The 14,310-nt window shown below is 47.6% G+C and carries 13 protein-coding genes; 7 read left to right on the top strand and 6 right to left on the bottom strand.

Annotated features, from left to right (window positions below; all coding sequences use genetic code 11):
- Positions 1 to 9: 9 nt before the first annotated feature.
- From G9U52_RS04325 to G9U52_RS04305, 5 genes are read left to right on the top strand one after another with little or no spacing between them, the layout of a single operon-like run.
- Complete coding sequence (locus G9U52_RS04325) at positions 10 to 1,062, top strand: ABC transporter ATP-binding protein (protein ID WP_166146515.1); 1,053 nt, start codon at positions 10 to 12, stop codon at positions 1,060 to 1,062.
- Complete coding sequence (locus G9U52_RS04320; RefSeq protein ID WP_166146513.1) at positions 1,055 to 1,933, top strand: carbohydrate ABC transporter permease; 879 nt, start codon at positions 1,055 to 1,057, stop codon at positions 1,931 to 1,933. The genes G9U52_RS04325 and G9U52_RS04320 overlap by 8 nt, the downstream gene beginning before the upstream one ends.
- Positions 1,934 to 1,990: 57 nt before the next feature.
- Entirely contained in the window at positions 1,991 to 2,800 is an 810-nt protein-coding gene (locus tag G9U52_RS04315) for a carbohydrate ABC transporter permease (protein WP_166146732.1), read from the top strand.
- A gap of 25 nt (positions 2,801 to 2,825) precedes the next feature.
- On the top strand, positions 2,826 to 4,202 hold the full coding sequence (locus tag G9U52_RS04310; RefSeq protein WP_166146511.1) for an ABC transporter substrate-binding protein: 1,377 nt from the start codon (positions 2,826 to 2,828) through the stop codon (positions 4,200 to 4,202).
- A complete protein-coding gene (locus G9U52_RS04305; RefSeq protein WP_166146509.1) occupies positions 4,199 to 4,978 on the top strand; it encodes a glycerophosphodiester phosphodiesterase family protein in 780 nt (259 codons plus the stop codon). Before G9U52_RS04310 ends, G9U52_RS04305 begins: the two co-directional genes overlap by 4 nt.
- Before the next feature lie 112 nt (positions 4,979 to 5,090).
- On the opposite strand, the gene G9U52_RS04300 is transcribed toward G9U52_RS04305, so the two are convergent.
- The 6 genes from G9U52_RS04300 to G9U52_RS04275 all read right to left on the bottom strand — a co-directional run bounded on the left by G9U52_RS04300 (position 5,091) and on the right by G9U52_RS04275 (position 11,753).
- Positions 5,091 to 5,468, bottom strand: a complete 378-nt coding sequence (locus G9U52_RS04300; protein WP_166146507.1) for a DMT family transporter — start codon at positions 5,466 to 5,468, stop codon at positions 5,091 to 5,093.
- Positions 5,469 to 5,630: 162 nt separating this feature from the next.
- Positions 5,631 to 6,392 (bottom strand): DeoR/GlpR family DNA-binding transcription regulator, encoded by a 762-nt coding sequence (locus G9U52_RS04295; RefSeq protein WP_166146505.1) that lies wholly within the window; start codon positions 6,390 to 6,392, stop codon positions 5,631 to 5,633.
- A gap of 38 nt (positions 6,393 to 6,430) precedes the next feature.
- Positions 6,431 to 7,906 carry a rhamnulokinase gene (locus tag G9U52_RS04290; protein WP_166146503.1) on the bottom strand — a complete coding sequence of 492 codons (1,476 nt, stop codon included), beginning with the start codon at positions 7,904 to 7,906 and terminating at the stop codon, positions 6,431 to 6,433.
- 44 nt (positions 7,907 to 7,950) lie between these two features.
- Positions 7,951 to 9,207: an L-rhamnose isomerase gene (gene rhaA / locus G9U52_RS04285; protein WP_166146501.1), complete on the bottom strand. Its 1,257-nt coding sequence runs from the start codon at positions 9,205 to 9,207 to the stop codon at positions 7,951 to 7,953.
- 60 nt (positions 9,208 to 9,267) lie between these two features.
- The gene (locus tag G9U52_RS04280) at positions 9,268 to 9,639 is read right to left on the bottom strand and encodes a sensory rhodopsin transducer (protein WP_166146499.1); all 372 of its coding nucleotides are present in this window, start codon (positions 9,637 to 9,639) and stop codon (positions 9,268 to 9,270) included.
- Between the two features lie 44 nt (positions 9,640 to 9,683).
- Entirely contained in the window at positions 9,684 to 11,753 is a 2,070-nt protein-coding gene (locus G9U52_RS04275) for a bifunctional aldolase/short-chain dehydrogenase (RefSeq protein ID WP_166146497.1), read from the bottom strand.
- A gap of 273 nt (positions 11,754 to 12,026) precedes the next feature.
- On the opposite strand from G9U52_RS04275, the gene G9U52_RS04270 reads away from it, so the two are divergent.
- Positions 12,027 to 13,355 (top strand): ABC transporter substrate-binding protein, encoded by a 1,329-nt coding sequence (locus tag G9U52_RS04270; protein ID WP_166146495.1) that lies wholly within the window; start codon positions 12,027 to 12,029, stop codon positions 13,353 to 13,355.
- Between the two features lie 72 nt (positions 13,356 to 13,427).
- Positions 13,428 to 14,303 carry a carbohydrate ABC transporter permease gene (locus G9U52_RS04265; protein WP_166146493.1) on the top strand — a complete coding sequence of 292 codons (876 nt, stop codon included), beginning with the start codon at positions 13,428 to 13,430 and terminating at the stop codon, positions 14,301 to 14,303.
- Positions 14,304 to 14,310 lie beyond the last annotated feature (7 nt).

Below are 14,310 nucleotides of genomic sequence, written 5' to 3'. Positions count from 1 at the left end.
TGGTTTAGTTTGGCTTCAATTGAGTTTGTGAAGGTCACGAAAGCATTTGATAAAAGCATTATTATTAATGAATTGGATCTGAAAATTGCCGATGGCAGCTTCACGGTATTGGTCGGTCCCTCAGGCTGTGGGAAAACGACGCTACTCCGAATGATTGCGGGTATTGATCCGCAGACCTCCGGCTCGGTGCTAATCGACGGCAAGGATGTAACCGATGTGGCTCCGGGGCAAAGAGGCGTAGCAATGGTTTTTCAAAACTATGCGATTTATCCAACGATGTCGGTACGGGAAAATATTGAGTTCGGCTTAAAGAACAACAAGGTTGGCAAGGCGGAAAGAACCCAGCTCGTAGAAAGTATCAGTGCGACGGTTGGGCTGAGTGAGTATCTGGACCGCAAGCCTTCGACGTTATCCGGAGGGCAGCGTCAGCGTGTAGCCTTGGCCAGAGCGATGGTCAAGAAACCATCCGTATTTCTAATGGATGAGCCGCTTTCCAATCTGGACGCCAAACTAAGAGGGCAGATGCGTATTGAGCTGATTGAGCTGCACAAAAAGCTGGGAACAACCTTTGTTTATGTGACCCATGACCAAGTAGAAGCGATGTCGATGGCCGATACGATTATCCTATTGAACCAAGGGGTGATTCAGCAGGAGGCTCCGCCGGACCGGATGTACCGTCAGCCCAACAATTTGTTTGCAGCGCAATTTATTGGGGTACCACCGATGAATGTAGGCGATTTGGGCATGGATGGGGTGAGATTTGGTTTTCGCCCGGAGAGTGTCACCTTGTCCGAGGAGCCTGGAGACACCCATTATGCGATACGTGGTTTGATCGTGACGCGCGAAATGCTCGGCTCTGAAACGATCTACCAGGTGAGGCTTGAGGGGCATTCTTTTATGGTGAAGTGTACCGAAGACCTGTTCTCGGTGGGACAGCAGGTTTACTTAGGGGTAGAGGCAAGCAAGATCTATTTCTTTGGACCAGATGGCAACCGAATCAGCGAGGAGCATATCCGCTTTTATACCTATATGAAGGCTTTACGGGGACAACCTGATGAATAAAAAAAGAGTGTGGACCACCTTTCGCTCGTATCTGATGATCACCCCGGCTATGGCAGGCATTTTTATTTTCGTGATGTACCCGATCGTTTATTTAACTTACTTGAGCTTTTTTAAATACAATCTGATGAATAAAGCCAAAAGCAAGTTTATCGGCTTCGATAATTTCACGCAGATTTTCACCCGTGGCGATTTCTATAAGGCATTGGGCAATACGATGGTGTATACCGTAGGTGTCGTGGTGCTGACGCTCGCCATTTCTCTGCTAATTGCCATGTGGCTGAGCAAAAGAACCCGGTTTAATGCCATTGTCCAGGCTGGACTATTTACCCCGCATATCGTTTCGATTGTGTCTGTGTCACTCATTTGGTTATGGCTGATGGAGCCGAATCAAGGCTTACTCAATTTTCTACTCAAAACGTTGGGCTTACCCACCTCGCAGTGGCTGCAAAGCTCCAACACGGCACTATTATCCGTCATTATTGTCTCGGTCTGGCAAGGGATTGGTTATTACACCTTGATCATTGTGGCTGCCTTGCAAAGTATACCTCCTACGATCTACGAGGCGGCAGCGCTTGATAATGCAAGTAAATTCAGGGTGTTTACCAAAATTACGTTACCGTTGATCTCACCGCAGCTATTTTTCATCTTAATTATTATGACGATTGGCTCCTTTAAAGTATTTGATACGGTGCAGGTGATGACAGGAGGCGGTCCCAATGACGCAACAAAAACCATTGTCTATTACATCTACGGATTCAGGACAACCAATATTGGCTATTCGGCGGCTACAGGCGTAGTGCTGATGGCTATTATCGGAGTGCTAACGTTCATCTACTTCCGGTTGCTTTCCAAAAAGGTACATTACCAATAAATCGCCACTACGCTATGGAAAGGGGTTCGTTGCTTGAATACCTATGATTTTAAAAATATGGGCTCGGCGTTGAGTGTGGTCATGAAGGCGGCTGTTTTAATGATCTTCGTTTTCCCGTTTCTGTGGATGATCTCAACCTCACTCCAGACCTTTCGGGAGACGATGTCCTTCCCGCCTACATTGATTCCCGCAACGCCGCAGTGGAGCAACTTTGTTGATGCGATGAATGCCGGGCCTTTCCTGATGTACGCGAAAAATTCGATCATCGTGACCGGATCAATCATCTGCTTACAGCTGATCGTGATGATCCCGGCGGCGTATGCCTTTGCTAAGTATAAATTTGCCGGGAAATCGATTTTGTTCGGGATGATTTTGTTGGCGTTTATGATTCCTGGCCAGATCACCTTTATCCCTGTCTATCTGATGCTGGCCGATTGGGGAATTACGAAAACTCTGCTTCCGCAAATTATTCCCTTTATGTCGAATGCCTTTGGGATCTTCCTGCTGCGCCAATATTTCATGCAGATTCCTGAGGAAATTATTGAATCGGCGCGTTTGGACAATGCCACTGAATTTAAAATTATGTGGAAAATTATGATCCCTATGTCCAAGCCAGCACTTGCCACGATTGCTTTATTCAGCTTTGTCAGCCATTGGAACGATTATTTCTGGCCGCTCGTCATGACCGATACCGCTGGAATCCGCCCGTTGACGCTAGGCATTGCGATGCTTAGGGAAACGGAAGGGATCAGTAACTGGCATATTATTATGGCAGGCAACGTCGTACTGGTCGTTCCGATTTTGCTCATTTACCTCTTTTGTTCCAAGCAAATCGTCAAAGCTTTTGTTTACTCAGGAATTAAATAACACCAAAAACGGAGGGAATTTAAACATGAAAAACAAGTCCAGTCTACTTTTGTCCACAACGATGCTGGTCAGCTTACTTGCTGGCTGCACAGGCAATCAGCCACAGCCGACAGCAGCGCCCACACCAGGCTCAGCACCAACAACGCCGACAGCCTCAGCTACAACACCCGCTGTTACTGCGCCAGCAGCCCAGACATCGACTACTACAACACCCACCAAAGCGGGTAAAACAACGGTACAGTTCTGGCATTCCTTGGGTGGTAAAAACGGTGAATATATGGATGCCCTGATCAAACGATTCAATGAAAGCCATCAGGATATCGAGGTTGTTGGCAATTTCCAGGGCAGCTATGATGAGACGGTTACGAAGCTGCAGCAGGCGATTGCCTCCAAAACCGCACCGGATGTCAGTATGCTGGAGCGTGCCTATGTAGAGCTGTTTGCTGATGCGGATGTGTTGGAGGATCTCAACCCGCTGCTTAAAACATCTGGCCTCAGTGCGGATGGCTTTACCGCTGGCCTTATGGGGCACTCGACCTTCAACAATAAGCTGGTAGCCCTACCGCTTAACCGTTCGACTCCAATTCTACATATCAATAAAACAATGCTGGATGAGCTGGGGCTTGCTGTTCCTTCAACCTGGGAAGAGCTAAATAAAGCCGCTAATGCGCTTGTAGTTAAAGAAAACGGCGAAGTTAAACGTTATGGCGTGACCATGCCTTATGATACATGGTATCCGATTGCCTTGCTTTCACAGGCAGGCGGAAAATTTTTTAGCGATGATAAAAAAACAATCGGTTTTTATGACAATGGAGTAGGTGCTAAAGCCTTTAACTACCTGAAAGACTTACAAAATACAGGGGCTTTGTATTACCCGCCAGCGCAGGATTCCGGGAATATTACGTCGAAAATGTTTGTAGACGGCAAAGTCGGCATTATGTATGGATCGACTGGCAGCATCGGCGGCCTTGCCAGCACCGTTTCCTTTAACTATGTAACAGCGTTCCTGCCCAAGGACAAAGTGATTGCTACACCGACCGGTGGAGCCAATGTGGCCCTGCTATCATCCTCACCGAACAAAGCGGCTGCCTGGGAATTTGTGCGCTGGATGGAAACAGACCCTCAAGGTGCGTTGCCGTTCATTCTGCAATCCGGTTACCTGCCTTTTACCAAAGCCATGGTTGAATCCAAAGAGATGAAAGAGCTTTGGGCCAAAGAGCCTAACCGCAAGGTAGCTTATGACCAGCTTCAATATGCAGTGGATACCAATAAGGACGTAGCTTGGCCGGAAATTATGCATGAGTTTTTCTCGGCGATTGAAGCGATTATGTACGACAGCAAAAATGTCCAGACGACGCTGGATACATTCAAGAAGGAAGCAGAAAGGATTTTGAACCAATGAAAAAAGCCCTAGAAACGATAGAAGCTCTTGCTGATCAATCATCACTTATAGTTGCTGCCCATAGAGGCTATAAATCTGCTTACCCGGAGAATACACTGCTGGCCTTTCAAAAAGCATTGGAGCTAGGTGTAGATATGCTGGAGTTTGACCTGCGGCTGTCCAAGGACAACGTATTGATGGTGCTGCATGATGAGACGCTGGATCGCACAACAAATGGCACAGGTCCAATAGGTGACTACAGCTTGACTGAGCTCAAACAGCTGGATGCGGGAGGCTGGTTTAATCAGGTTTTTGAGGGGCTTAAGATACCTACGTTTGAGGAGCTGTGCCAGCTGCTTCAGCCCTATTCCGAGGTTCTGTTGAATGTGGAAATTAAAAAAAGCGAGAATGCGCAGGAGGCTGTGGATAAAACCATTGCCCTGCTTCAACAATACGGCTATTTGTCCCGCTGTGTGTTTACCTGCTTCGATGCTGATATTCTGGCTTATCTCCATGACAAGCACCAGGTTCGCACCCAAGGTTTTCTTGGGGACGTTATGTCCAATTTTGTGCCCGGCGATACCGGAACCTATTCTAAAATGTGGGCGGCGGGTATCAGTATGAGCTTGTTGACGCCGGAAGTAGTCGCATCGTTTCAGGATATGGGGATTTTAGCTTGGTGCTATTGCCCTGACGATGAACAGCAGGCAGCTTATGCGCTGGAATGCGGCGTTACCCTAATGACTTGCAACGATCCAGTACCTGCTCTGCGTATGCGACCAACGATTATAGCTTGAAACGTTGAAACGTTGTATCACCTGACAACCTGCAACAATCCAATGCAATAAACAAAAAAATCCTCTGAATTCACTGTAAAAGTGGAATCGGGGGCTTTTTTTATCCATGTGCTTATTTTTTCTGGGCTATAGACGGCTCCGATTTTGAAGGATCCGCTGCATCGCTGCCATGGGCGGGGCCAAAGAGGTTTAGTACAGCGACTCCAATGACGATTAAAGAAATGCCAATAATACTCCCTATATTGATTTTCTCTTTCCAAATAAGTACCGATATGGCAACAGTAGCAATCGTACCTAAGCCAGACCAAATGGCGTAGGCGGCATTTAAGGGTATCGTTTTGAGCGATAAGGATAAAAAGAAGAACGAACAACCAAAGCTAATAATCACTCCTAAGATAGGGAGCAGCTTTGTAAACCCTTGGGATGCTTTTAGCATGGAGGTTCCAATAAGCTCGCTTACAATGGAAATCGCTAAAAATAAATAAGCCATGCTTCACCATCCTTCCTTTATTGAATCTACCAACTGCTGGAAGGTTAAATATACCGTTTAGGCGGTACAGTTTCAAGCGTAGCCTCGAATGAGAAAGAAATCAACGCAACAAAATGAACCCTTTCCAACCTACCCATATGTTGCGAGGTTGGAGAGGGTTCATTATACAGTTACAACGGTAATTCCCAGATCCTGCAACCGCTCCAATGTTTCCTTGTCCAAGCGGCGGTCTGTAATAATAACATCGACCTCGGATAAATGGGCAACATGGGTGAATGCTTGTACGCCGAATTTACTGGAATCCGCCAAGAGGATCACCTGATCTGCCATGCCGATCATCCGCTCTTTGATGCGAGCCTGCAGCTCATTGGACTCACTGATGCCACGGCCCAGATGTACGCCCTTGCAGGAAAGGAAAACCTTGTCTACATGGTAGGCATCAAGCGAACGTTCGGCGAGCGGCCCCACAAAGGACAAGGAACGTTGCGCCAAAATGCCGCCCGTCGAGATCACCTGGATTTTCTCCTTGCTGCTAAGCTCCGTAGCGACCTTGATTGAATTCGTAAGCACGGTCAGAGGCAGATCAGGCAAGTCGGCAGCCATATACCAGGCCGTCGAGCTGGCGTCGAGGAGAATCCGGTCCTTGGAGCCGATCAGCTTGATCGCTTCCTGGGCAATCCTTTTTTTCTCTTCGGCGTGGGTAATTTCCCGTTCGGAATAAGGGATTTCCGGTTGCTGGTTATCTTTAACGCTAACCGCACCGCCATGCGACCGGCGAAGACGGCCGGCTTGCTCCAAGCGGTCCAGGTCGCGGCGAATCGTCTCCTCCGTAACCTGGCAGAGCTCGCTAAGCTCGGATACCCTAATGCCGCCTCTTTCGTTAACCAAACCTACAATCATCTCATAACGCTCCGCAACTAGCATGGCGTACCTCTTTTCACAAACAATATATGCAGCATAGGCTACTCGGCAATCCCTGTCAACTTTGTGAATTGGCCGTAGGCCTCAGCCCACAATTCCTGCTCCTCTGGCTCATAGGTAGCAAGCGGGAAGGAATCCCGGATCACTTGGCGTGCCTCCCAAATATCCTTGAATACACCTTGGGCGATCCATTGGACAGCCAAATTCCCAATGGCACTTCCTTCTGAAGGACCCGCCCAGACCGGCTTGCCTATTGCATTAGCTGACCACTGGCAGAGTAGCGTATTTTGAATGCCGCCTCCGACCATATGCAAGCCATTAAATTTCTGTGTGGATAGGCGCTCGGTCATCTCGAACACGAACCTGTATTTCATAGCAAGGCTTTCCAGAATGCAGCGGACGATTTCCCCAACGGACTCAGGCGCCTGCTGGCCTGTCTGTAAGCAATATTGCGTAATTCTTGCAGGCATATCGCCAGGTGCAAGGAACATCGAATCATCCGGATCGATAAAAGCTCCAAAAGGTTTAGCCACACCGGCCATTTGAACCAATTCGGGAAATGCATACGATTTTCCTGCTCGTTCCCACTCGCGGCGGCATTCCTGCAAAATCCATAAGCCCATAATATTTTTAAGTAAGCGGTATGTTCCCTCGACACCGCCTTCATTGGTGAAATTCAGCTTTTGCGCCAAATCGTTAATAGCTGGCTTTTGCACCTCTGTACCCATCAACGACCAAGTGCCGCAGCTTAAATAGGCAAAAGAACAGTCGGTTGCTGGAACAGCCGCTACGGCGGAGCCGGTATCATGCTCGGCTACTGCATAGACGGGAATCGACTTCATGCCGAGCTCCTCGCAAACGGAGGCTTGCAGCATACCGGCTTTACTGCCAGGCTGGAGCACATCGCCAAACCAAGATTTAGGGAAATCGAGCAGCTTGAGCAGATCTTCATCCCAATCACCCTTAATGGGGTTAAATAATTGTGTCGTCGTAGCATTCGAAAACTCATTGTGCATGTCCCCGGTTAGGAAGTATCTCAGCAAATCCGGGATCATAAGAAATCGGTTGCCTTCTTGCAGCCAGGGGGAATTAGCTTGTTTAAGAGCAAATAATTGGAAAATCGTATTAAACTGCAAAAATTGAATGCCTGTTTTTCCGAAGATAACAGATGCTGGAATTTGGGCAAAAAGCTGCTCCATAGCATCCTCCGTATGGCGGTCACGGTAATGGTATGGGTTGCCGACCAATTCGCCGTTTTTGCCGATAAAGCCAAAATCGACCGCCCAGGAATCGATTCCAATGCTTTGCACGTCGATTCCTTGGTTTTTGGCGATTAACAGCCCTTGCTTGATTTCGTGGTACAACCGCAATATATCCCAATGCAGGCGTTCGCCCACCTGCACAGGATCATTGGAAAACCGATGAAGCTCCGTTATTTCGATCTTGCCATCTACCAAGCGGCCAAGCAGCGCTCTGCCGCTGCTAGCCCCTAGATCAAAAGCGATAATATCACCCAAGGTTATCACCCTTACTCGTCAATTTGTATCCACTCCACACCATTTTATCGTTTAAGCAGCACTTCTTGCTCATAGCTTTTCACTTCGGCCAGCCATTCCTCGCGAACGGGAACGTTTTTGGAGGCACAATAGTAATCCCAAATCGCGCCAAACGGATACGATTTGAACTCTTCGGTCAAAGCAAGGCGTGTGGTGTAGTCGCCCTCAAGCTCAGCTTTTTTCAAAGCCTCCACCGGATCAAGCATAGCACGAAGTATAGCTTTAATGGTGTTGCGCGTACCGATTACCCAAGCAGCTACACGGTTAATGCTTGCATCGAAGAAATCGAGGCCGATATGTGTTTTGCCAAGCAGGTTGCCGCGTACTAATTCTCTGCCGATCTCAATTAACTCATCATCCATAGTTACAACGTGGTCGCTGTCCCATCTCATCGGACGGCTGACGTGCAGCAGGATACCATCGGTAAACAAAGAAAGAGCCGATAATTTATTGGAGATCACCTCTGTCGGGTGGAAGTGGCCGGCGTCGAGGCAGATCAGTTTGTTGTTCTGGATGCCATAGCCCATGTAGAACTCATGAGAGCCAACGACATAGGCTTCGGACCCGAGGCCAAACAGCTTGCTTTCAACGGCATCCAGGTTATGTGCGGGATTGAGCTCCTCGGCAAACACTTCGTCGAGTGCCGACTTCAAGCGTTGTCTTGGCGCCATCCGGTCAGCGGGGACATCCTTATAGCCATCCGGTACCCAGATGTTCGTTACGCAGGTTTGGCCCAATTGCTCACCGAAGTAAGCACCGATTTTTCGCGATGCTTTGCAGTGGTCAATCCAAAATTGGCGGATTTCAGGATCGGAGTGGCTTAATGTAAAGCCGTCACTGGATTTTTCATGGGAGAAGCAGGTCGGGTTGAAATCAAGTCCCAGCCCTTGCTCCTTGCACCATGCTACCCATCTTTCAAAATGCTTCGGTTCCAGATCATTAAGCTCAACCTTTTCATCTGTATCTGCATAGATAGCATGAAGATTGACCTTATGCTTGCCGGGAATCAAAGAGAACGCTTTCTCCAAATCTGCACGAAGCTGGGCAGGGGTTTGCGCCGCTCCGGGGTAATTACCTGTTACGGAGATGCCGCCAGTCAAATCCTGGTCACGATTCAAGAAGCCCTTTACATCATCACCTTGCCAGCAATGCATCGAAATTTTCACATTTTCCAACTGCTTAAGTACTTGATCTACATCAATTCCATGCGAGGCATATAGCTCTTTGGCTAATTCATAATTGGCTTGAACGTTTTTGTCCATGGGTTAGGCTCCTCTAACTTAGTATTGGATGAATGATTATACAATGAGATAAGCAATCCTTTATTTGACGGGATAAGCAATGACCGACATTAAGGCATTCTCAGCCTGGGTCGCATCCAAGCGGCTATATTGGACAATAACCGGAATATCACTTTTTACTTCAATTGCATAGGGTACGGCAATTGGGATCGATTTACCTTCTTTGGCTAAAGAGCTAGTGCGGATATGCTTCGTCCGGCGGGCTGGAACAACCTCCCATATATCCTCAATGGGCTCCCGATCCTCAAAAAAGATCGTAATGCTAAGCTGGGCATCCTCGGATGCGGTATTTAGTACACAGATCGATTCATGGCTGGTTAACGCTCCGGAGCTAAGCTCCGGAATGTAACCGTCAGGAATAATCCAAAGCTTTTCCCCTGTAGCTGACGGCATATAGGTAGTCTCCTTTATAGGTTAATCAAGATCAAGATCATCGATTAGCGAGTAAATGCAGCCGGTACGCCGCCATCGATAGTTAGCATGCAGCCTGTCGTTTTATCCGATTTCGAAGAAGCAAAGAAAGCAATGCCTTCGGCAATATCGCGTGGATAAATATTAACGAGCAGGGTTGTGCGTTTGCGATAATGCTCTTCCAATTGATCCGGCTCAATGCCGTAGGCAGCGGCACGCTCTGTACGCCAGCTTCCGTTCCAAATCGCCGAGCCTTGCAGGATCGCATCCGGCAAGATCGTATTGACGCGAATGCCGAACTCTCCGCCTTCTGCGGCGATGCAACGTGCAAGATGAGCCTCTAATGCTTTAACCGAGCTGTAGGCCGAAGCGCTTTTACCAGCATAAATGGAGTTCTTGGAGCCGATGAACACCATATTGCCGCCGATGGCTTGTTCCTTCATGAGAATGAACGCTTCGCGGGCAACGAGGAAATATCCCGTTCCAAGCACATTCATGTTCAAATTCCATTCCTTGAGCGAGGTTTGGTCGAATGGGCTAGAGGTAGCAAGACCTGCGTTATTGATAATAATATCCACGCCGCCATAAGTGATGGAGGTCTCGGCATAAGCAGCTTTAATCATATCTTCGCTGGTTACATCCATTTTAACGGCAATCGCCCGGTTTTCGCCGTATTTTGCGTTAATCTCGGCTGCAACCTTTTCCGCACCTTCAAGGTTAAGGTCTGCCAGCACAACATGCGCACCCTCAGATACAAGGCGACGTGCAGTTTCGCTGCCAATGCCACCGGCTCCGCCAGTGATAAAGGCAATTTTGCGGGAAAATTCAGCTTCCGCAGGTGCCAAGGACAATTTGTAAAGCTCAAGCGGCCAATATTCGACATTATACGATTCGTTTTCGACAAGGGAGACGAATTCGCCAAGGGCAGTAGCGCCACGCATAACGGCAATTGCACGGTGGTACAAAGCCCCGCTAACCTGCGACATAGCCCAGCTCTTGCCAGTGTTAATCATGCCGACACCTGGAATCAGAATAACACGCGGCGCTGCTTCGAACATCACATCGCCTTCGTTTTTGTTGCGGTCGAAATAAGCTTTGTACATCTCTTTGTAAGCAGCGACGCCTTCTTTAAGCTTTGCTTTCAGGCCATCGATATCGTCAGCATTCGGCGTCCAATCAATGAATAATGGAACAACCTTCGTGTGGACAAGGTGGTCAGGGCAAGCTGCACCTACTTGGGAAAGAGTTGCGGAATTTGTACCGCCAACGAATTGCAGGACATCATCAGCATCGTCGAAGGAGAGGATCATTTTCTTTGCATCGCTTACAGCGCCGCGGATCGTAGGCATCACTTGTGCGGCAACGCTTTTACGAACGTCAGCAGCTAAAGCGGCGTGCTTCACACCACCGAAAACTTGCTCTTCTTTAATGCGTGCTTCAATAAAGCTTTCGGCTTCAGTGATGATTTTGATCGTTTGGGCATAAGCCTCCTCGGAGGTTTCTCCCCATGTAACCAGACCGTGCTTCTCCATAAGTACCAGCTCGGCATTAGGGTTGTTAAGAACACCTTCAGCGATCATCTTGGAGAGGGTGAAGCCAGGACGTATATAAGGAACCCATACAAAGCGGTCGCCAAAAATTTCAGTAGCTAGCTCTTTGCCATTATCTGCGCAACAAAGGCTGATGATGGAATCGGGGTGGGTATGGTCAACATGTTTAAATGGAAGAAAAGCGTGAAGCAAGGTTTCAATTGAAGCACGAGGGTCCTTGGCATCGATCATGCAGTTCGCCAGGTAAGCGACCATTTCGGCATCGGGCATTTCCGGTTTGTCGAACAAAGGACGAATATCCTCCATGCGTAAGCCTGTAAAATTAGCCGCTTTCATCGAAGCCAAGTCGGAGCCGCTGCCTTTCACATACATAACTTCCACATCACGACCACGGAAATCCTTGACAACTGTCTTAGTTGAGGTATTACCTCCGCCAAAATTACATACACGACGATCAGTACCAATTAAATTCGAACGATAAACCAATTGATCAAGACCTGTTACCTTCTCTGCTGCTTTAGATGCTTCCCACAAACTTTGTACCATGTTTTTACCTCCGAATGTATGTTTATTTGGTTTTGTTTACAGTCTATCATATTTGTTTGTGTTTGAATACGTGTAATTTAAAGAAAAACAAACATGTAGAAGAAGAAAACAAGAGCAACTCGACTTAGATTTTCTTTTTGACAAAGGGTAGTAAATGCATTGTGTTCCCGTTATAGATGTTTGATCTGCGTTATTTCGTGTAACAATAAAATCAGTTACGCTATACATATAGATCGAACAAACGATCAGAGAGATTCTAGGAGGGTTCAATAGATGAATCAACAACTGAAAAAATGGTTACCGACCGGTATTGTGGCAGTAATGGGAATGAGTTTGCTTGCCGGATGCGGGAGTACGACACCAGCACCTGTAACAGATGCGAGCAAGCCGGCAGCAGCGAAACCTTTCGAGGGTAAAAAACTGACTGTTGTGACAGCCAATCACCCATGGGGCGAAGCAATCAAGCCATTAATTCCCGAATTTGAAGCACAATCAGGAATGAAGGTAGAGCTTCAAAGCTTTTTCGAAGACCAGCTCACGCAAAAATTAACGGTTCAATTTACTTCCAACTCTGCTACACCGGATGTGTTCATGTATCGTCCGCTGCAAGAGGGCAAGCTGTTCTACAAAAATGGTTGGGTACAAGCATTGGACGAGTTTACTAGCAAAGATGCCAATTATGATTTTGGCGATTTTACGAAGTCTTCCATTGGTTCTACCACAGTAGATGGCAAGCTTGCGGGAATCCCGATCATCACCGAGCAGGAAATCCTGTATTACCGTAAGGATTTGCTGCAAAAAGCGAATATTGCTGTGCCTAAAACAATCGACGAATTGATAGCGGCTGTAAAAAAGCTGCATGATCCGAAAGCTGAAATGTATGGATTCGTAGCCCGCGGCCAACGATCACCGCTTGTAACTCAAGTATCCTCGTTCTTATATTCAGAAGGCGGAGACTTCACCAAAGGTGACAAGGCAACGATCAATTCCCCGGAAGCTATTAAAGCCTTTACAACCTACAGCAGTCTATTAAAGGATTACGCTCCTCCAGGCGTTCTTAATATGTCATGGCCGCAAGCACTTGGTATTTTCGCACAAGGAAAGGTAGCCTTTATCACAGATGCAAATTCTCTTTATAAAAATGTAACAGATCCAGAAAAATCGACAGTTTCCGACAAGGTAGGTTATGCGTTGTTCCCTGGTGGTGCCGCGGGATCGAAGCCATACAACATTACCTCTTGGGGATTGGCCATGAATGCAAAAACAGCTAACAAGGACGCATCATGGGAGTTCATTAAATGGGCATCCAGTAAAGATGTTGTCTTAAAAACCCAGAAGCTCGGCAACCCGGGTGCCCGAACTTCTGTATGGGAAAAACCTGATGGTGTCTCCGGCTTCCCGGCAGAGATGGTTCAAGTCATTAAGGATTCCGCTAAAGGCGGCATTGATCACGATCGCCCCGTATTAATAGGAGTAGGTGAAGCTCGTGACGTGGTCGGAGGCGTTGTGCTACAAGGCATTACCGGTGGTGACATCAAGGCTGCTGCAGATAAAGCAAATGAAGAGCTGCAGGCTATTATGGATAAAGAAAAAGGAAAATAAGGTATGGAAAGGAAGGGGCCGGTGTTAGAGCCGGTCCTTTCTGTATTCTAGCCGAGAAAGGAAGAATCTATCATGAATCAAACCTGGTTTGACCGTAATATTAAATGGATTTACACGATGCCTGCCGTAATATTCGTTCTAGTTATGATGGTATTCCCAATTGTATACACGCTGCGCATCAGCTTCTATGAATGGAGCATGTCGGCGACGACTCCGCCCAAATGGGTCGGTCTTAGCAATTACACCGCTTTACTAACAGAAAGTCGGTTCTGGCATGCGGTTGGCAACACCTTTTATTTTACATTTGCAGCACTCATCCTGGAAACGGTATTAGCCATCGCGATTGCTTTACTCTTATATCGTGATTTCAAAGGGAAAAACATTGTCAAAACCTTATTTCTATTGCCGATGGTTGCAACTCCGGTAGCGATGGGTCTTGTCTGGATGCTGATCTATGAGCCGACAATCGGTATAGCCAACACGCTGCTGAAATCGCTTGGGTTGGACCCCTTACTGTGGCTAGCTTCGCCCTCCCAGGTTATTCCATCCCTTGTTATTGTGGATGTATGGGAGTGGACACCGATGATTGCGATGATTGTCATGGCCGGCTTGTCTACGCTGCCAAGCGACCCTTATGAAGCAGCTGACGTGGATGGAGCAACCGTGTGGCAAAAATTCATCTATATCACACTACCGTTATTGCGTCCGACAATTATAGTGGCTGTTATGCTGCGTCTGATCGACGTGCTGAAGACGTTCGATATCATCTATGCTACGACGCAAGGCGGACCGAATCTGGCCTCCGAAACGTTAAACGTCTACGGCTATGTGCTCGGCTTCCAATACTTCAAGCTGGGTATGGCTTCTTCGCTGCTCGTTATATTTTTTGCGCTGGTGATGGGTCTTACACTAGCCATGATCTGGATCCGTAAAAGGATGGAGGTGTAAGTGGATA

This window comes from Paenibacillus agricola (genome assembly GCF_011440305.1).
Classification (GTDB): domain Bacteria; phylum Bacillota; class Bacilli; order Paenibacillales; family NBRC-103111; genus Paenibacillus_S; species Paenibacillus_S agricola.
This window is presented reverse-complemented; position numbering and strand designations above follow the sequence as displayed.